Genomic DNA, 18,154 nt, shown 5'->3' on the forward strand with positions numbered 1-18,154 from the left:
GAAGAACCAGTCGCTCTACCTGGTGGGGCTCGCCGATTTCTCTGCTGCTGCACCAGGGACTGCAAGACAATCTGCTGCGCCGGTGATGTTCCGGCAGCGATTGAGGGTTTTGTCCATGAATTGTCTCAATTCCTGATCAAACCGATCTGCCAGCCAGGTGCCTGCGGGACCGGGAGGTGCATCCAGCGGGTGAGCAAGATGGATCGGGATCGGCATCGGCGGATAGGATTCCAGATTGAGCGCGATCAAACGACCTGCATCGATGTCGGCTGCCACCATCCAATAGGGTAGCCCCCCCAACCCAGCCCGGCCAGAAGCAGACTGTGTTTTGTGCTGGCATCTGTAACCCGCCAGATTGTCAGTGCATGAACGCCGAAATCCTTGCCATCCGAGCCGCCGGTGGGGTCGGTGATGACGACTTGCGCATGGGTACGCGTTAGAGTTGCCGGCACGGGCTTGCCGCCATGCAGGCCCTGCTCTTGCACGAGAGGGTGTTCAGGCGCTGCCACCGGGATCATGCGGTGCAAGCCGATTTGACGGCTGGTCAATGTGTTGGGAAAGATAGAGACATTGCTGGTGATTGCCAGATCGGCGTCCCCGCTGGTGAGAAGCTTGGTAATGCCACCCAGAACGGCGGTGTGCACGCTGATCCCGACCGAAGGAAATGCCTCATGAAAGGCCCGTAGTGCCATCGTCAGGACAGGTTGTGGTATCAATGCGTCAATGGCCAGCGACAGGGTGGTTTCGACGCCCTTGTTGATGTCACGCACACGAGCACGCATCTGGCTGAGATCACCCAGAATACGACGGGCGTCTTCCAGAATGGCCAACCCTTCTGGCGTCAGTTTCGGCTGACGAGTGCCCTCACGGTCAAACAGCTTGAGTTGAAGCTGCGCCTCCAGGTTGGAAATGGTGTAGCTGATCACCGATTGAGCCCGATTGAGTTGGCGGGCGGCAGCAGAAAAACTGCCCGTCTCTGCGACAGTAGTGAATACGCCGAGTTGGTCCAGTGTCGGATTAGCATCCATGACTTCACAACCTGATAGATGGGTTCGATAGATATAATATCTGTATTGTTGATTGCGAGTTCTGTCTAGTTTCACCGGCAGATACCCGACCTATTCGGGTTAAGAAACAGGAACGTATTGATGAGCAAGACACTTCTCGTAACATCCAGCCCGCGTGGCGAGGCCTCTTTCTCCAGCAAGGTTGCCCGCACCCTGGCCGAAAAGCTTTCCGGGACTGATGAACTGGTAACTCGCGATCTGACGGCTGGTGGGCTGACACATATTGGTCCTGACTTTGCCGTTGGCAGTCGTTTGCCAGCAGAAGAGCGCACCCCGGCACAGGCCGAAGTGGTGGCTGAATCTGATGCTATGGTTGAAGAACTGGTTGCGGCCGACAAGATCGTCATTGCAACTGGTATGATCAATTTTTCGATCAGCTCCACGCTCAAGTCATGGATTGACCGCGTTGCGCGTGCAGGTCTGACATTCCGCTACAGCGAAGCTGGTCCCGAAGGGCTGGTTACCGGTAAGAAGGTCTATCTGGTGATCGCGTCTGGTGGCGTTTATTCAGAAGGTCCGGCTGCTGCGTATGACTTCGTCGAGCCTTACATGCGCGCCGTCCTAGGCTTCATCGGCATGACTGATGTCGAAGTGATCCGTGTTGAAGGCGTTGCTATGGGACCGGACGCCGCTGCCGCTGCCGTTGCAGCTGCTGAAAAGAAGGTCAGCGAAGTCGCTTGAGGCATCGCTGACGATCCAAGGCATCGGCCGCAACCGATGCCATGATCATCCATTGAGGGGCCCCTCAGGATCCCCGCGTTTGACGGTCTGTTGCCTTGTCCGGTGACAGGCCGTTTTTCATGCGGTTGCCGCCTGAGCCACTGGTACTCTGCGAAAGGTCTCGGGGTAGTCCAATACGAGGCCCGTCTCATCCACATCAAGATCGGCTACAAATCCTCTGAACAGACCTTCATAGCAATAGCGTTGGCTGGGGATCAGACACGTATAGCGCTGGTCTGCCTTTTTAGGCAGAAAACTTCCATCAATCTGATGCGGTAAGGGAATATAGGCAGCCATTATTTCGCGGGTGTCACCCTCAACCAATTGCAGACGCCGGATCGGAAGCATGTTCGTCGCAGGCGTCAGGCCGATATCGACATCAAGACAGCCATCAAGGTCGGGCAGGGGCATGTCGCGCAGCACATCCTGCCAATGACCTTCTCCGTCGGCCCGCACATGCAAGGATGGCCCGCCAATGATGTCAACCAGGACGTCGCGGGTACGGCAGGCGGCATCGGTCAACACGGAATAATGCGCTCCGTAAGAGCCGCCGCGTGTTCCCGCGACGACGCCCTGGAGTTGCAGATTAGCTCCTTGTCGTGACAGCAGACAGTGCTCAAGTCCTTGCCCCTGCCAATCTGTCCAGCGCGCTATGTTCATGCCTTGTCTTCCTTGGGTTAATGTTAGGAACATAAAGAGAACATTAAAGCAACTTGCAGGTCTCTTCAAGATATGAAGCGGCAAGCTGACGTTGCGAGCACAAAAAAACGGCCCCCGAAATCGAAGGCCGTTTTTTCATTTTTCAAGTCGCATCAGATCCCTTGCAGAGACTGAGGCAGGTTGCGTGCCTTAGCGGGTCGTTTCACCACGGCGGCGGACCACCACATCCACGGTGATCGAGGCTAGCAATACGACGGCGGTTGCCATCAACTGGACTGCCGCTGGTAGTCCCAGAAGCGCCATGCCGTTGACGATGGCAGCAATCACCACACCACCAAGAACTGCGTGCAGAGGGTGCCCGCGCCCACCGAACAAGCTGGTGCCACCAATCACGGCCGTTGCCACAACATAAAGCACGATGGTGCCGCCGTCGAAGCTGGTCGAGATGGATCGCAGACGTGAGGCATAGATGATGCCCCCGATGCCCGCAGTGAAGGCTGCCAGCGAGAAGGCGGCCGTACGCATCATTGCCAGGTTGATGCCTGCGCGACGCGCCGCCTCTGCATTACCGCCAATGGCAAGAATGTAGCGACCAAACCGCAGACGGGTCAGCAAGTAGCTCCAGGCGGCCAGCACAACGAAGACGATCGGGATGACCCAGGGCATTCCGTTGAGCGGGAAGCGGGCGATACCACGGCTTGCGTTGCAGATCAGCAGCAGGACGATCCCTGCGACCACGGCAAGCAGAACCTTGAGGATCGTCAGGCCCATTGGGGGCGCGACAAGTCCGCTGGAACGTCGCTTGGCGTCCTTGCGGAAAGTGTTCAGGCCGAAGATCAGCAGCACGACCACTGTCAGCACCCAGCCTGTTGTCGTTGACAGCGTGCCATTGGCGAAGTTGTTGATCGTGTCGTCGCGGATCGGAATTGTTCCGCCTGTGCCCAGAAGTTCGATCATCAGACCCTGCCAGCCAAGATAGCCAGCAAGTGTCACAACGAAGGACGGCAGACGCACGCGAGTGATCAGCAGCCCCTGAAACGCGCCAAGAAGAGCGGAGCAGAGCAGGGCTACAATCACTGCTGCATACCAGGGCCAGCCAACCTGAGGCTGAACAAGCATGGTCGTGATCGTGCCACCGATACCAGCGATGAAGCCCAGCGAAAGATCAATTTCCCCCAGAAGCAGAACAAACACTTCGCCCATGCCGATCAGCATGAAGACAGAGCCCTGCACCAGAAGGTTGACCAGGTTGCCGTTGGACAGAAACTTGTCGTTCTGGCTCTGGAAGATGATAGAAATCAGGATGAAGCCGAGAAGCACGGGAAGAACGCCACTCTGGCCCGCCCGGATCTTGGTCCAGGCACCTTTGGCCCATTCGCCGAAGCTGTCGACGTGACCGGCTCCAACCACCGCAGGTGTTTCTTCCTTTGAAGTCGCAGCGGCCAGCTTTTCAGCGTTCTTGCGAGCATTTTCAGCTGCAATGGACGGTCCGGCAACATTCTCACCTGCGGTGACAACATGATCGGACTGGCCAGTGGTCATCAGCTCGACAACACGCTGGGTATCGTAATCCTGAATATCGCCCTGGCTGACCATTTCGCCCAGTCGCAGCACCGCAACGCGGTCGGAGACGGCGAAAACGTCATTGAGGTTGTGCGAGATCATCAGAACCGCAAGACCCTGATCGGCGAGGCGGCGAACAAGCTGCAAAGCCTGGCCGGTCTGGGCAACACCCAGCGCGGCTGTTGGCTCGTCAAGAATCACGAGCTTGGAGTTCCACATCACCGCCTTGGCCACCGCAATCGACTGCCGTTGACCGCCCGAAAGCGAGGCCACAGGCGCGCGGATATTACGCAGGGTCGTGACATGCAGCCCAGCCAGCGTACTGGCGGCGTCGCGTTCCATCTGATCTTCATTGAGAACGTTGCCGCTGAGCTTTTCGCGTCCCAGGAACATGTTCTGCACGACATCGAGATTGTCGCACAAAGCGAGATCCTGATACACGACCTCGATGCCAAGGGCTGCGGAATCGCGGGGGCTGCGGATGCGGACGGTTTCACCTTCCCAGATGATTTCGCCCGCATCAGCTTCATGGATGCCTGCAATCGACCGGGTGAGCACGGACTTGCCGGCGCCATTGTCGCCGACAAGTGCGGTCACCTGACCGGGATAGACATCAAGATCAACGCCTTGCAGTGCCTGCACTGCGCCGAAGTTCTTCTCGAGGCCCCGGATCCGCAAAAGCGGTTCCCGGGCCCCGGCGCCAGTCGTATCTTGTGACATGAGACTTCTTAGTTAGAGATGCCGGCAGACTTGCAGGCCTTGGCCATATCGCCACCCTGACAGAGCTGCTTCTTGTCGACGAAGCCGTCCTTGACGACGGTCTTTGCCATGTTCTTCGGAGTGACCCAGATTGCACTGAGCAGAACCGAAGGCACGTCCATCTTGGCGTCGCTGTCCATCGTCTTGCCGTTGAGGAGAGCCTTGGACGGCGTCTCGCCAGCACGCAGATAGATTGCCAGCGCAGCTGCTGCCTGTGCTTCCAGGTAGATCGGCTTGTAGACCGAACCGCACTGGTAGCCGGTCAGCACATTCTGCATGCCAGTGACCGTTGCATCCTGACCTGTGGTCGGGAAGTTCTTCGGCGGAACATGCAGCGATTTCAGATAGGAGATCACGGCGTTGGCATTGTCATCGTTTGGTGTGACAACGGCGTTGATGTCCTGGTGGGCGGTGAACTGCTGCGTGAACGTGGTGGCAGCAACCGAAGGATCCCACGTTCCAGCCGGTTCGCCGGCATTGACATAGTCACCCGACTTGAACTTGGCCTGAAGAACGGACATGTAGCCCTTCTTGAACAGGGTCGCGTTGTTGTCGGTGGCCGCACCGGCCATCACGAGGATGTTCGGCTTCTTGACTTTCCAGTCGGTCAGGCAGGCTTCCATGCCCTTGCCGATCAGTTCGCCAACATATTCGTTGTTGAAGCTGACGTAATAGTCGCGGCTGCCGCCAAGTGTCAGGCGATCATAATCGATCACCGGAACGCCGTGCTTCTTGGCATAGGTTTCGATGGATGCACCACCACCCGAAGAGATCGGATCGACAACCAGAACCGTTGCACCCTGCGAGATCGCGGACTGAGCCTGCGTCAGCTGGTCGGCTTCAGAACCCTGTGCGTTGGTGATGATATACTGATCCGAAGTCAGACCAGCCTTTTCGAAGGCCTTCTTCAGATAGGGCTCATCGAACGAGGTATAACGGGCCGAGGTGGTCGTTTCCGGAAGCACAACGGCGATCTTGCCCTTGCCCTTCTTGACGATGGATTTCAGCTTGGCCATGCCAGAGAAATCGGCGGTGAACTGCTTGGTCGAGAAAGTCGCGGCGTTTGCAGCGAACGTGCTGCTGCCGAATGCCAGTGCAGCCGCACCGATCAGCGCAAGCGTGCTCGTGGTGCGAAGGCCAGCAGCAAGACGCTGCCTGGATTGGCTCTTGTTATTTCGCATGTAGTCCTCCCAAAAATCGTATGAAGGGCACTGTCGCCCTTGCTCAATTCGCTCGGGGATGTCTCCGCCTTCCGCCTCCATTCGAAAGACAAGCATCGTTTTGGTCAGCGCCCGTTGGCCGAGCGCTGAGGGGGCAGAAATCTTAAAATTCCTGAGACGAAATGCAGGTCGCATTTCTGCCCGAGCAGCTTCACGCTAATGTGAAATTGTCGTGAATGCTAATATTTTTTTGGTTCGAATTAATTCGGGAAGGGCGGTTTTCAGGCGAAAAAATACACAAGCCTTGCCATTCCCTACCTTTTTAAGCGCACAAGCTTGAAAAATAATTTTGCATATTCTGCGCTGCTGGCGCGCGCTGTGGCAGTCCGCACTGTCAGGACCTGCAATTGGACCATCAATTTTTATGGAAACTGGATATTTCCGAAAGCCTGAATCATGCGGTATGCCGGTTCATGTTCAATCGCATTGATCACAGAAACGAATAAAGGACCGATCATGTATGTCCCTCCGCATTTCGGCGTTCCGCATGTGGAAACTCTCTATGATTTGATTGAAGATAATCCATTGGGGGTTTTCGTCACCAATGGGGTTGGCGGTCTCGATGCCAATCTCATACCTTTTCACCTCGACCGTGGTGGGGACGGTCCGGCAAAACTGAGCTGTCATGTTGCTCGGAATAATCCGGTATGGCGGGAGATCGAGACGGGAGACAAGGTGCTTGTCATCTTTCAGGCGGGCGATGCTTATATTTCTCCGAGCTGGTATCCCAGCAAGCAGTTGCATCATCGGCAGGTGCCGACATGGAACTATCGTGTGGCACATGCTCACGGTCGCGTTAGTATTCGTGATGATGAAGCTTTTGTACGACGTAATGTCTCCCGGTTGACGAAACAGCATGAGGCCTTGCAGCCAGTTCCCTGGAAGGTCGGAGATGCCCCGCGCGATTTTACAGACGCGATGTTGAAGGCAATCGTCGGACTGGAGATTGAGATCACAAACCTCGTTGGCAAGTCAAAACTCAGTCAGAACAAGGAAGTGCCTGATATCGAAGGGGCGGGCAAGGCGCTTTGCCGGAACGACGTTTCTGTTATCGGAGAGGCAATGCTCGCAGTCGCACGGGATAAAGCCGCAGATGAGACGTGACACGTTGAGGGTTCTACAGGGGGACAGCCTGTGAATTCTGTTTGTGCTGTGCTGGAACGCGTGAACGCGGCCATCCTGATCAGTCTTTGAGATCTTCGTGGTCTCCCCGTTGCGGAGCTTGCCAAAGCCTTCCTGCGTCATCTTGAGGATGTCGAAGCCGCGCTCGCAAACTACGAAGGTGAGATGTTTTCGCGCAGTGCCCCATTGCTGAACTGTCCGCGCTGAATCTGAGCCGATTTTTTGGCCCACAAGCCCCCTGGAGTGTTGTCGAGCTCTTTAAACCTGACACGTCCTGCGAGCCTTTGCGCGAGGCGCCGCCATCTCAATAGCAAGTGCTGTTCAATCCGAATCGCTTTGGCGGTCGGGAAGAACTGCAAGCTTTTCGTCACGCAGAAAGCGGAGAAAGGTGCGCTCGGCTGGTGTCAAATGGCGGTCCTGGTCGATTACCGAGAAGACGTCGACATGCGGATGGTCGGTTTCTAATGGAATCTGCCAGAGGTCTGGTGCACTGGTGTCGGCTACTTTTGGGGGCAGAGCGCCAATCGCCTCATGTCCGCGGATCAGGTTGATGACATCATCCACGGTGGTTGCAATGGCGATAAGGTCGCCGCCGATGGCATAACGGACGCGGTGAATGGTCACCGGAGCCAACGCACCGACCATGTGGTCTTCTTCAAAGCCGACCAATTCTGACCGTGCAAGTGCTGCCGGGTCAGGATCGGGGACACCGAACAACGAGTGCCGTGGCCCAACATAAAAGCCGAAGGATTGGGATTTCAGTGCCTTGACCTTGAGCTTTGGTGAGGAGTCCAATCGCGAGCAGAAACCAATCGAGCATTCCCGCTGCAACAGCGCTTGGTTGACATCATGACAGGAGGCTGACCGTAGCGCAAAAGTCACGCCGGGGTGACGTCGGTGGAATTGCACCAACAGCGGTGTCAGAAAAGACATGTCGAGATGATGAGATCGGAAAATTACCAGATTGCCAGTGACAGCTTTTTCGGATTCGCCCGCCAGATCCTTAATGCGCAGAATACCGCCGTAAATTTCGAGAGCTTCCCGATAAACTGCCTGTCCGGCAGAGGTAACGGCAAAACCCTGCCGGGTGCCGCGCTCGATCAACCGGTAATCCAGACGCTCTTCCAGACGACGAAGCGCAGCACTGACCGAGGGCTGCGTCAGGTTCAGACGCTGTGCTGCTCCAGTAATCGAACGCTCCTGAACGATCACCATGAAGGTGCGCAGCAGGTTCCAGTCGAGCTGACTGGCAAGACGGTCCAACTGGAAGCTCATGCAGGCACCCGCTGAAGCAGATGACACTTGGCAATATGCTGCGCACTGATCTGCTCTGCGATTGGCTCGTGTGTATCACATATGCCTTTTAAGGCTCTCGGGCAGCGCGGGTGGAACGTGCAGCCTGATGGCGGATTGGCTGGGCTGGGCAGATCGCCAGTCAGTTTGATGCGGTCTTTTCGCGATGCGGCATCGGGCACAGGTACGGCACTCAACAGGGCCTGCGTGTAAGGATGCTGGGGATTGGCGAAAATCTCTTCCACGGGGCCTTCTTCTACAATCTTGCCCAGGTACATCACCGCGACACGCTGACAGAGAAAACGAACCACCGCCAGGTCATGGGAAATGAACAGGGCCCCCATTTCCTTTCGTTCGACCTGAAGGTCCTTGAGAAACTCAAGGATCTGAGCCTGAACGGAAACATCCAATGCGGAGGTCGGCTCGTCAAGGACGAGAAGGTTTGGATTAAGCGCCAGCGCGCGGGCAATGCAGACACGTTGCTTCTGGCCTCCGGAAAGTTCATGCGGAAACCTATAAAGAAACTGCGTCGGCAGACCGACGCGTTTCAGAAGGTCGCTTACCCTGTCGCGCAAAATGCGGCCGCGCAGGCGGGTGTGCAGCACCAGCGGTTCGGCAACAGATCGAAAGATCGTCATACGTGGGTTCAACGATGAATGTGGGTCCTGAAACACCATCTGGGCCGAACGTCGCACTGGCTTTAATGCGTGGGGTTTCAGTTTGGCAATGTCCTGTCCATCCAGTGCAATGACACCAGACGTGGGGTCGAGCAGCCGTAGCGCAGCCTTGCCTATGGTGGATTTTCCCGAACCGGATTCGCCGACCAGACCGAGCATTTCACCGTTGTTTACGGTAAGTGAAACGCCGTCTACCGCGCGCACGGTACTGGTTGCAGACACCTTGAAGTGAACTTTCAGATCCTTGATCTCAAGCATGGAGCGTTTCTTCCTCATACAAGGTGCAGGCAACGCGCTGATGCTTGCTTACCGGCTGGAGAGGCGGTTTGCGCTGTGCGCACCGGGCGTTGGCGTGGCTGCATCTCTCCTGGAAGCGGCAACCAACTGGCGGATCAAGCAGATTGGGTAGGGTTCCCGGGATGCCCATCAGCTTTTCAGGTGGGTTGAGCGGATGTGGAATGGCCCGCAGCAGCCCCTGTGTGTAGGGGTGAGCTGGTGCTTGGAAGATATCCTCGACCAGCGCGTCTTCGACGATATGACCCGCATACATCACAGCAACCCGGCTACAAACTTGGGAGACCACACCAAGATCATGCGAAATCATGATCACGGCAATTCCCAGATCATCTACCAACTCGGCAATGAGATCGAGGATTTGTGCGCTGGATCGTTACATCAAGCGCCGTCGTTGGTTCATCGGCAATCAGCAGCTTTGGCTGTGCAGCCAGTGCCATGGCAATGAGAATGCGCTGGCGCATGCCACCGGAAAGCTCATGCGGATAGGAGTTGAACTGGCGTTCCGGATTAGGCAGGTGCACCTTGGCGAGCATGTCGAGCGCAATGTCCCGGGCCTCCGCCTTGGAGACCTTGCCATGCCGCTGCGCCCGAATTGCATCCACGAGCTGACGCCCGATGCGCATCACCGGATTGAGATAGGTCATCGGGTCCTGAAAGATCATTGCAACTTCAGCACCGCGCAGCGGACGGATCTCGCGTTCGCTCATCTGAAGAAGATCTTGCCCGGCAAATAACACCTCACCACTGGTGATGCGCGCCGGAGGGGTTGGCACCAGACCAAAAGCGGCGCGGGTCAGAACGGATTTCCCGCAGCCGGTTTCCCCGACAAGGCCAATCGTTTCTCCCGGCATGACGTCGAGATAGACGTGATCAATCGCCTTGTAGATGCCGTCAAACGTATGGAACTCCAATGACAGGTCGCGGATCGAAAGGAGGGGCTTTGTCTTTTCCATTACGTCATCCTCTTTGCTGAGGGTCGAGAACATCGCGCAGACCATCCCCCAGCAAGTTGAACCCGAGCACAGTCAGATAGATGAAAAGGCCAGGGAAGAACGAATACCACCACCAGTCAGGCAGATAATTGCGGCCGATGGAAATCATTGTCCCCCATTCAGGTGTGGGCGGTTGCGCGCCCAGACCCAGGAAGCCGAGCCCCGCGGCGCTGAGGATCGCCATACCCATGTCCATACTGACCTTGACGATGATCGGTGAGAGGCAGTTTGGCAGAATATGAATCATCAGAATACGTGGTGTGGAGGCCCCAAGAGATCGGGCCGCCATGACATAGGTTTCATTGCGCAGCGATAACGTTTTCGCCTGAATAAGGCGCACGTACTCAGGCCACCAGACAAGTGACAAAGCAATCACGGCATTGAGAATACCGGACCCCATCGCCCCAACGATGGCTATTGCCAGGATCAAGCCCGGGATCGACAGAAAAACGTCCGTGATCCGCATGATTGTCTCTCGCAACCAGCCATCGGCTATTCCCGCCAACATGCCAAGCGGCACGCCGATCAGAATGGCCACCCCGGTGATCGTGACGCCAATCTCGAGGGAAATCCGAGCGCCGACAATCACGCGGGAAAAGATGTCCAGCCCCACTTCGTCTGTGCCGAACCAATGTGCGGCGCTGGGCGGCTGAAGCTTTTGCGCCAGATGGGTGACACCGGTGATGTCTTGAGGAAAGGGAACCAGATGTGCGCCGAAGGCTGCAAGAAACAAAAAGGCAATAACGATGATAAGGCCGAGCATCGCTGAAAAGGAGCGACGAAATGTACGAGACATCTTGCGGATCTCGCGCCAGCTGCTCTCGTATCGTTCGAATTGAAGCAGATCGCTCATGGGTCAGACTTGGCTCCGAACACGGGGATCAAGGAAGGCATAGGCAAGATCGATCAGCAGGTTTGCCAGCATGAAGCAGGCTCCCAGCACGAGGGTCACGGCCATGATCGGCTGGAAATCCGAGTTGATAGCGGCCTTGGCGGCGTAAAGCCCGATGCCGGGCCAGTCGAAGACGCCTTCCACCAGCACAGTGCCGCCGAGCATCCAGCCGAACCGCAAGCCGATCATGGCAAGCGTCGGCAACAAAGCATTTTTTAGCGCATACTGAAAAACGATCTGGAAGGGGCTCAAACCCTGTGCCCGTGCATTGGTGATGTAATCGCGCGACAACGCTTCAAGCATTTCTGCCCGATTGACGCGGATGATCGAAGCCAGTGCCGGAAAACTGAGCGCAAGGGCAGGCAGGACCAAATGGCTCAGAGCTTCTGTAAAGGTGGAAATGTTGCCTGTCAGCAGTGCGTCGATTGTCAGCAGACCTGTAATTCGGGTCGGAGGGTCTGTCATAATTCCCAGCTGGCCATTCAAGGGAAATAAATCCAGTTCAAGTCCGAGATACCACTGCAGCATAAGCCCGAGCCAGAACATTGGCATGGCGACGCCGGAAACTGCAAAAATGCGGATCAGATGATCGACCGGTTGATTGTGACGCACCGCCGAGATCACGCCCAAAGGGATGCCGAGCAGAATGGCAAACCCCATGGAGTAAAGCACCAGTTCAAGAGTGGCGGGAAAGAATGCCGCGAGATCCTGTGAGACCGGATGGCCGGTATAGATGGAGTGGCCGAGGTCGCCTGTCAGTACGTGGCCCAGATAGATGACGAAGCGGGTCGGCAGGGGCTTGTCGAGACCTTCTTCATGTCGAATGACGTCGACCATTTCCTGTGTTGCATCCGGCCCTGCGGTACAGGCGTGCGGGATCGTCAGGTGCCACGTTGGATACCACAAAGGTGATCATCATCAGGCCCAGCAGCATAAGGATCATTAACCCCAGTCGGCGGGCGATCAGGTTGAGCATACAGATATGCCTCTCACTCAGTCGAAGAGATCCTGGCTGAAATCGAGTCAGGATCGGAGATAGGGGCCGGGTCAAGGCTGGACGTGAAGCGGGTAGAGGTCCACTTCGGCCGACATGCGGATCGGGCTGTCCTGATATCCCTTCAGCCAGGTCCGGTAGGCCACATTCCGATTGCGCAACATGCCGAAGATTTCCGGCTGATCGGCCACGATCTTCTTCTGGATCTCGGCATAAATCGGAGCACGTTTGTCCTGGGAGATTTCCGTTCGCCCCTTCTGAATCAACTCGGCCAGCGCCGGGTCCTTCAGATAATGAGAGGCGTAATACTTGCCCCAGGACGACGGGTCATACTGGATTGCCACGGCATCCGGGTCGGTCGAAACCGGCGTCGAAATGACGGCCATAATATCAGGTGAAGTCTTCACGTCAGACGCGCGACCAACCATGTTGGGCTAAGGTCATTGGTGCCATCTTGAGCTTGATGTTCAGTGCCTTGCAGGCCTCCAGCAACAGTAGGCCGGTCTGGCGTTCAAGTTCAAACCCCTGAACATAGACATATTCCAGCTCGATACCGCCGTTAGGATGTTCCGTCTTGGCCAGATATTCCTTGGCCTTCTTCATATCCTGGCGCGGTATTCCATCAACCTTCACCATCCCCTTGATCGCATTGGCGAAGGGACTGGTCTCAAGCTCACCCTGGCCATTTACAATCTGTAGCAGGCCTTTGTAATTAAAGGCATAAGCCAGAGCCTTGCGCAGGTTGATATCAGACAGATACTTGCTCTGCGTATTAAATTTCAGGCCATAGGTGGACATGGAAGGAATGTTGGACACTTCCACGTCTTTCCGTTTGCCGACCTGCTGAATTGCCTCGGGCGTCAGGTCTGTCACGAGATCCAGAGATCCCTTGATAAGACCGGCGCGCTGTCCCGAGCTCTCGCGGACCAGCTTGTAGACGATCCCGCCCATCTTGTCGGACTTGTAAGGGAAGCCTTTCCAATAGTCGGTGACGCGTTTCAGACGATATTCCTTGCCTTGCTCAAAACGATCGAGTTTGAAAGGGCCGGACCCAGCCTCATGCTCGTTGAGTAGGTACGTAGCCCATGTCGCCGTCCTTGTCGTGGGCTTTCACCTGAGCCGGGTTCATGATGTACCACCACGGCAGGAACGAGAGGAACGGCGTATAGGCCTGCTTCAATGTGAAGGAAATCGTGTGAGCGTCGACCACCTTGATGCCTGATGAATCCAGAAAGTCCTGCAACATCCAGGCAGGCCCCTTGTTCAGCTTCAGCGTGCGTTGGAACGAATAGGCGACGGCATCGGCGGTTACAGGGTCGCCATTGTGAAGCCTGGCATTATCGACCAGATGGAATGTCCAGGTCAGACCGTCGTCAGACACGTCCCAGCTTTTCGCCAGCCATGGCTCTACCTTGGGTGGGTTTCCGACATATTTGACCAGACCATCATAAACAGCCTGCTCCATCATACGGGTGGAGTAGTCGTATTTCTGTGATGGATCGAGCGTTGAGACCGGCTGTCGCCCGGCAATCACGGCATAGAACTTGCCATCAAGCTTTTCAACGGCGTGTGCGGGTAGCGTGGCGCTGGCCAGGGAGGCCGTTGCCATCAAACCGGCCAACAGGCCTGTTTTCATATATCTCGGTGTTGCATGCATGTCGGAACCCCACTGTCAGGTCACATTTGTTTTGACTTCTCTGATTTTTATTTATCGAGGTTTGCACTCATTACCGGCTTTGGAAATTAATTATTGTCGATACAGCGTATTGATCAGGTCTATGGGGTAATGTGACCTGCCTAATAAGTTCGCAAGGCAAGGTAAAATTATAGGCGCTTGCCTAATTTGCTATATCTCACTCGCAGAGATCTACGGAAAAATGGCATAGGCTGCGACTATATTGCATATCGGACATTTCTATTTGCCAATTACGAGCCCTATGCGCAGTCTCAGGACAGAAATTATCAAGAGATAACGCGACCCATCTGGTCTGATTCCAGCCGGTCACAGGATTGCAGGAAAGCAAACATGGCGGCAGTGCCACAAAGCGCTCCAAGTCAGGTACGCCGTACTCTGACGGCGGATGACATTGAAGCTCTCGCAAAGGGGGCTTGGATTCTTGGAACCGGTGGGGGCGGTGATCCTTATCACAAGCTGCTGAATATGCGCCGTCTTTATGAAGATGGGCATACAGTCAGTCTGCTCGACCCGATGGCCTTGCCGGATGACGCTCTGGTCGCCGTGTTGTCAAGTATGGGGGCACCGTTGGTTGGTAAGGAGCGCCTCGCTGATCCAATGTTCACCACCAAACCGTTGCGCATGATGGAAGAATATCTTGGTCGCAAGTTTGATGCGATCATGCCGCTGGAGATTGGCGGTGGCAACGGCGTAACACCGATGCTCGCCGCCGCCCTGACAGGCTATCCGGTCCTTGATGCCGACACTATGGGACGTGCCTATCCTGAAGCCCAGATGACATCTGTCGCAGTTGCCAACCTGTGCTGCTATCCGCTGGCTATGGCTGATATTCGTGACAATGAGATCATCATTCCACGCGCGGCAAGCTGGAAGTGGATGGAGCGCATCAGTCGCAAGGCCTGCACCGAGATCGGTTCCACGGCTGCTACGTGCAAAGCACCAAGAACGGGGGCCGAGGTCAAGGAGCATGGCGTTCTTTACTCGGTGTCCAAGGCCATTCAACTGGGTGAAACCATTCTCGCGGCGAAAAAGCAGCATGCAGACCCGATCGAGGCTGTTGTCAAGGCGGGGAGTGGCAAGAAGCTCTTCACTGGCAAGGTCGTAGATATAGAGCGCCGCACGACTGAAGGCTTTCTGCGTGGCAAGGCCATGCTGGAAGGGCTGGGTGACAATGCGGGCGAAAAGCTGACCTTGCATTTTCAGAACGAGTTTTCGGTTGCTTACAAGGGCGAGATCCCAATTGTCATGACCCCGGATCTGATCTGCGTTCTGGATTCTGTCAGCGGCGAAGGTATCGGCACTGATGTTCTGCGCTTCGGTCAGAGAGTTTCCGTGCTTGCTCTTCCTGCTCCCGAGGTGTTCCTGACCGAGAAGGGCGCAGCCAACGTTGGTCCGCGTGCTTTTGGCTTCGATCTCGATTTTGTATCAGTTTTTGATGAGGAGACGGGCGCATGAAACGCATCGGGATTGATGTCGGCGGCACCAACACGGATGCTGTTCTGATTGACGGGCGCAATGTCATCGCCACAGTCAAGACCTACACCACCGAGGATGTCACCAGTGGTGTGAGAACCGCATTGCAGGACGTGGTTGCCAAGGCGGGGAGTGCGGCCCAAGGCGTTACGGCCGTGATGATCGGCACGACGCATTACACCAACGCTGTTGTTCAGCGTCGCAATCTCAATCGCACCGCGGCGATCCGCGTCTCTCTGCCCGCCAGTGCCAGCCTGACGCCCTTTTGCGACTGGCCAAAGGATTTAAGCGAGAAGGTCAACGGTGGCGTCTATATGGTGCATGGTGGCCATGAATATGATGGACGTCCTCTGGTTCCTTTGAATGAAGATGAAATCGTAGCGGCTGCGCGGCAGATCCGCGCCGATGGCATAACGGCCGTGGCGATTTCTGCAACATTCTCGCCCCTGACGGCGGCATGTGAAGAGCGTGCTGCCGAAATCGTTCTGCGAGAACACCCGGATGCCAGAATTACCTTGTCAAGCCAGCTTGGTCGTATCGGTCTTCTGGAGCGCGAAAATGTGGCGTTGATGAATGCTTCGCTCATTCATCTTGCGGACAGCATCACGGATGCATTTGTCGAGGCCGTTGCCGACAGCGGCTTGAATGCCAGGGCTTTTCCTGACACAGAACGACGGGACAGTCGCGTTGGCTGACTATGCCCGGAAGTTTCCTGTCTATTCGTTTGCGTCCGGCCCGACCAATTCCATGCGTGGCGCGGCACTTCTTGCAGGCCTGGAAAACGCCATGGTCTGCGATGTGGGCGGTACAACCGCCGACGTCGGATGCCTGATCAATGGTTTCCCACGTGAGGCGAACAACGTGGTCGAAATCGGTGGTGTGCGCACTCTTTTTCGTATGCCCGACCTGCTGTCGATCGCCATTGGCGGCGGAACCGTGGTCGAAACGGACCCGGTCAAGGTCGGGCCGGTCAGTGTAGGTTACCGGCTTGGTCAGGAAGCTCTGGTTTTTGGTGGCTCGACACTGACGAACACAGATATTGCGGTCGCTGCCGGATTGGTCGAAATTGGAGATCGTGAGAAAGTTGCCCACCTTGACAAGGCGACTGTCGACCGCGCACTCGAAATCATCCACGCCGACATTGTTGAAGCCGTCGACCGCATGAAATCTGATGCCAGTGAGGTTCCTTTGCTGGCCGTCGGCGGTGGGGCAATGCTCATTCCGGACAAGGTCCCCGGCATCAGTGAAGTGCTGAATGTGGAGCATCAGTCGGTTGCAAATGCCGTTGGGGCAGCAATTGCCCAGATCAGTGGAGAGACAGATCGTATCTTCCGCGAAATAGAGCGGGAGGAGGCGATTGGTCTGGCCCGTCAGGAAGCGATCGACAATGCGGTCGCCTCTGGTGCAGATGCCGACAGTATCAAGGTTCTGGAAGTGGAAGATCTGCCGCTCAGTTATCTGCCCGGCAAGGCCTTGCGCGTCCGTGTCCGGGTGGTTGGGGAGGTCGCTGGTGAGTTGACCCGAGAATTTGCATGAGCCGCCCAGTGAACCTTCTTGTAATCGGCAAGTCTCCGCGTCCGGCTTTGGAAGCGGAGTTCTCCTCCAAGCTGGGTCATGCGATCGCAGTTACAACTGTTGGGGCTCTGGATGGCCTGAGCTAGGAGGAAATGCTTGCATGTGCACCAAAAGAGGCCAGCGATACGCTGTTCACGACACTGCCTGACGGCAGGTCGACCTTGTTGTCGAAGACCGTGGTGACAAAAAAGTTGCAGGCGCGCCTTACCTCCGGTGTGTTTGATCCTCAGGCTGTCAATATTTTGTGCTGCACGGGACGTTTTCCCGAGCTTGAAAACGCCGGTGTTCTCAGTGCTTCTGATATTCTCTATGCCAATGTCCGGGCAGCGCTGCTGCTGGGCAGACGTTGGGAGTTTTCGTGCCGGTGGCAGATCAGATTCCCAACGCAATCGCGCGCTGGGAACGAGAAGGCATCGCCGTTCGTTGCGTTGCTTTGGCCCCCGTTTCAGAGGTGAAAACCATAGAGACAGCGGCACGCAAAATGGCTGAGATGGACGTCAATCTCGTGATTTATGATTGTATTAGTTACACCAGTGCCACACGCTGTCAGGCGGATGCCATTCATGGGCATCCCAGCCTGCTCGCCTGTAGTGTTGCTGCTCGACTCGCAGCGGAACTCGCCGGGGTGTAAGGCAGATCTTGGTGTTCATGACGAAGACCTGGCGTGCATTTGAAGCGAACGGACGGCCTTCCTTGAATTCTTTGGCCTGGGCGTCTGTGTCGTGTCTGGTGCGGACGCATGACCAGCCTTGCTTCCTGCCGCCTATTTTTTCAAAAGTCTTTGTGTTCTTGCAGTGCCAAAGGGCACAGGTATCTCCGCTTCATGGCGATGCTCGCCGCACAGTCGACCTTCGGTCATCGGCTCATGAGGTGGGCTGAAGCAGGCGCGGATTAGGTGTGGCTGAGGCATTGCTGTTCTGGCCGGATCATCGATCAATTCTCATTTTATCCTGTTATTTCTACCAGTCTGGTTTTCGTGTCATTGCAATGCCGGGAAGCAGCCGATTTGCGCATGATATATTCAGGTAGATTATATTTGTATCGGATATTTAATATACAAAATTATTGATAATGTTCACGAAATAGGCATGCTCAATATATGATCTTAATGGTCCTTCCAGAGGCGGCAAAGAACCGCTCACACCAAGAAAATT

The 18,154-nt window shown here is 55.9% G+C and carries 18 protein-coding genes and 2 pseudogenes; 6 read left to right on the forward strand and 14 right to left on the reverse strand.

The window, feature by feature from the left end:
• Nucleotides 1-15: 15 nt before the first annotated feature.
• Both AC0L7U_RS01020 and AC0L7U_RS01025 read right to left on the reverse strand, forming a co-directional pair.
• Entirely contained in the window at nucleotides 16-279 is a 264-nt protein-coding gene (locus tag AC0L7U_RS01020; protein WP_473693107.1) for a hypothetical protein, read from the reverse strand.
• Nucleotides 246-1,028 (reverse strand): LysR family transcriptional regulator, encoded by a 783-nt coding sequence (locus tag AC0L7U_RS01025; RefSeq protein WP_473693108.1) that lies wholly within the window; start codon nucleotides 1,026-1,028, stop codon nucleotides 246-248. The genes AC0L7U_RS01020 and AC0L7U_RS01025 overlap by 34 nt, the downstream gene beginning before the upstream one ends.
• Nucleotides 1,029-1,148: 120 nt before the next feature.
• On the opposite strand from AC0L7U_RS01025, the gene AC0L7U_RS01030 reads away from it, so the two are divergent.
• On the forward strand, nucleotides 1,149-1,748 hold the full coding sequence (locus tag AC0L7U_RS01030) for an FMN-dependent NADH-azoreductase (RefSeq protein ID WP_473693110.1): 600 nt from the start codon (nucleotides 1,149-1,151) through the stop codon (nucleotides 1,746-1,748).
• A 117-nt stretch (nucleotides 1,749-1,865) separates the two neighbouring features.
• Here the strand turns inward: AC0L7U_RS01030 and AC0L7U_RS01035 are convergent, their stop codons facing one another.
• The 3 genes from AC0L7U_RS01035 to AC0L7U_RS01045 form a co-directional block, all read right to left on the reverse strand.
• The gene (locus AC0L7U_RS01035) at nucleotides 1,866-2,447 is read right to left on the reverse strand and encodes a putative glycolipid-binding domain-containing protein (RefSeq protein WP_473693112.1); all 582 of its coding nucleotides are present in this window, start codon (nucleotides 2,445-2,447) and stop codon (nucleotides 1,866-1,868) included.
• Between the two features lie 189 nt (nucleotides 2,448-2,636).
• The gene (locus AC0L7U_RS01040; RefSeq protein WP_473693114.1) at nucleotides 2,637-4,730 is read right to left on the reverse strand and encodes an ATP-binding cassette domain-containing protein; all 2,094 of its coding nucleotides are present in this window, start codon (nucleotides 4,728-4,730) and stop codon (nucleotides 2,637-2,639) included.
• Between the two features lie 8 nt (nucleotides 4,731-4,738).
• The gene (locus AC0L7U_RS01045) at nucleotides 4,739-5,950 is read right to left on the reverse strand and encodes a sugar ABC transporter substrate-binding protein (protein ID WP_473693116.1); all 1,212 of its coding nucleotides are present in this window, start codon (nucleotides 5,948-5,950) and stop codon (nucleotides 4,739-4,741) included.
• A gap of 495 nt (nucleotides 5,951-6,445) precedes the next feature.
• Between AC0L7U_RS01045 and AC0L7U_RS01050 the strand changes: the two genes are divergently transcribed.
• The gene (locus AC0L7U_RS01050) at nucleotides 6,446-7,093 is read left to right on the forward strand and encodes an FMN-binding negative transcriptional regulator (protein ID WP_473693118.1); all 648 of its coding nucleotides are present in this window, start codon (nucleotides 6,446-6,448) and stop codon (nucleotides 7,091-7,093) included.
• A 339-nt stretch (nucleotides 7,094-7,432) separates the two neighbouring features.
• Here the strand turns inward: AC0L7U_RS01050 and AC0L7U_RS01055 are convergent, their stop codons facing one another.
• The 9 genes and pseudogenes from AC0L7U_RS01055 to AC0L7U_RS01095 form a co-directional block, all read right to left on the reverse strand.
• A complete protein-coding gene (locus AC0L7U_RS01055) occupies nucleotides 7,433-8,386 on the reverse strand; it encodes a LysR family transcriptional regulator (protein WP_473693120.1) in 954 nt (317 codons plus the stop codon).
• On the reverse strand, nucleotides 8,383-9,339 hold the full coding sequence (locus tag AC0L7U_RS01060; protein WP_473693122.1) for an ABC transporter ATP-binding protein: 957 nt from the start codon (nucleotides 9,337-9,339) through the stop codon (nucleotides 8,383-8,385). Before AC0L7U_RS01060 ends, AC0L7U_RS01055 begins: the two co-directional genes overlap by 4 nt.
• Nucleotides 9,332-9,685, reverse strand: a complete 354-nt coding sequence (locus AC0L7U_RS01065; protein WP_473695597.1) for an oligopeptide/dipeptide ABC transporter ATP-binding protein — start codon at nucleotides 9,683-9,685, stop codon at nucleotides 9,332-9,334. Before AC0L7U_RS01065 ends, AC0L7U_RS01060 begins: the two co-directional genes overlap by 8 nt.
• A 19-nt stretch (nucleotides 9,686-9,704) precedes the next feature.
• Nucleotides 9,705-10,331, reverse strand: coding sequence for an ABC transporter ATP-binding protein (locus AC0L7U_RS01070; protein ID WP_473693124.1), 627 nt, complete (start codon nucleotides 10,329-10,331; stop codon nucleotides 9,705-9,707).
• A 4-nt stretch (nucleotides 10,332-10,335) separates the two neighbouring features.
• On the reverse strand, nucleotides 10,336-11,223 hold the full coding sequence (locus AC0L7U_RS01075; RefSeq protein WP_473693126.1) for an ABC transporter permease: 888 nt from the start codon (nucleotides 11,221-11,223) through the stop codon (nucleotides 10,336-10,338).
• A 3-nt stretch (nucleotides 11,224-11,226) separates the two neighbouring features.
• Nucleotides 11,227-12,168: an ABC transporter permease gene (locus AC0L7U_RS01080; protein ID WP_473693128.1), complete on the reverse strand. Its 942-nt coding sequence runs from the start codon at nucleotides 12,166-12,168 to the stop codon at nucleotides 11,227-11,229.
• Between the two features lie 141 nt (nucleotides 12,169-12,309).
• Complete coding sequence (locus tag AC0L7U_RS01085; protein WP_473693130.1) at nucleotides 12,310-12,663, reverse strand: hypothetical protein; 354 nt, start codon at nucleotides 12,661-12,663, stop codon at nucleotides 12,310-12,312.
• Nucleotide 12,664: 1 nt separating this feature from the next.
• A pseudogene (locus tag AC0L7U_RS01090) lies at nucleotides 12,665-13,279 on the reverse strand (ABC transporter substrate-binding protein); the annotation flags it as partial.
• A gap of 34 nt (nucleotides 13,280-13,313) precedes the next feature.
• Nucleotides 13,314-13,865 (reverse strand): ABC transporter substrate-binding protein, encoded by a 552-nt coding sequence (locus tag AC0L7U_RS01095; protein ID WP_473693132.1) that lies wholly within the window; start codon nucleotides 13,863-13,865, stop codon nucleotides 13,314-13,316.
• 417 nt (nucleotides 13,866-14,282) lie between these two features.
• On the opposite strand from AC0L7U_RS01095, the gene AC0L7U_RS01100 reads away from it, so the two are divergent.
• The 4 genes and pseudogenes from AC0L7U_RS01100 to AC0L7U_RS01115 all read left to right on the forward strand — a co-directional run bounded on the left by AC0L7U_RS01100 (nucleotide 14,283) and on the right by AC0L7U_RS01115 (nucleotide 17,631).
• Nucleotides 14,283-15,407, forward strand: a complete 1,125-nt coding sequence (locus AC0L7U_RS01100) for a DUF917 domain-containing protein (protein ID WP_473693134.1) — start codon at nucleotides 14,283-14,285, stop codon at nucleotides 15,405-15,407.
• Nucleotides 15,404-16,961, forward strand: a pseudogene (locus tag AC0L7U_RS01105) (hydantoinase/oxoprolinase N-terminal domain-containing protein). The gene AC0L7U_RS01100 and the pseudogene AC0L7U_RS01105 overlap by 4 nt, the downstream one beginning before the upstream one ends.
• A 131-nt stretch (nucleotides 16,962-17,092) precedes the next feature.
• Entirely contained in the window at nucleotides 17,093-17,455 is a 363-nt protein-coding gene (locus AC0L7U_RS01110) for an AroM family protein (RefSeq protein ID WP_473693136.1), read from the forward strand.
• Nucleotides 17,365-17,631 (forward strand): AroM family protein, encoded by a 267-nt coding sequence (locus AC0L7U_RS01115; protein WP_473693138.1) that lies wholly within the window; start codon nucleotides 17,365-17,367, stop codon nucleotides 17,629-17,631. The genes AC0L7U_RS01110 and AC0L7U_RS01115 overlap by 91 nt, the downstream gene beginning before the upstream one ends.
• The last annotated feature ends 523 nt before the right edge of the window (nucleotides 17,632-18,154 follow it).

The sequence above is a fragment of the Roseibium sp. 10G30-5 genome, from assembly GCF_055809635.1.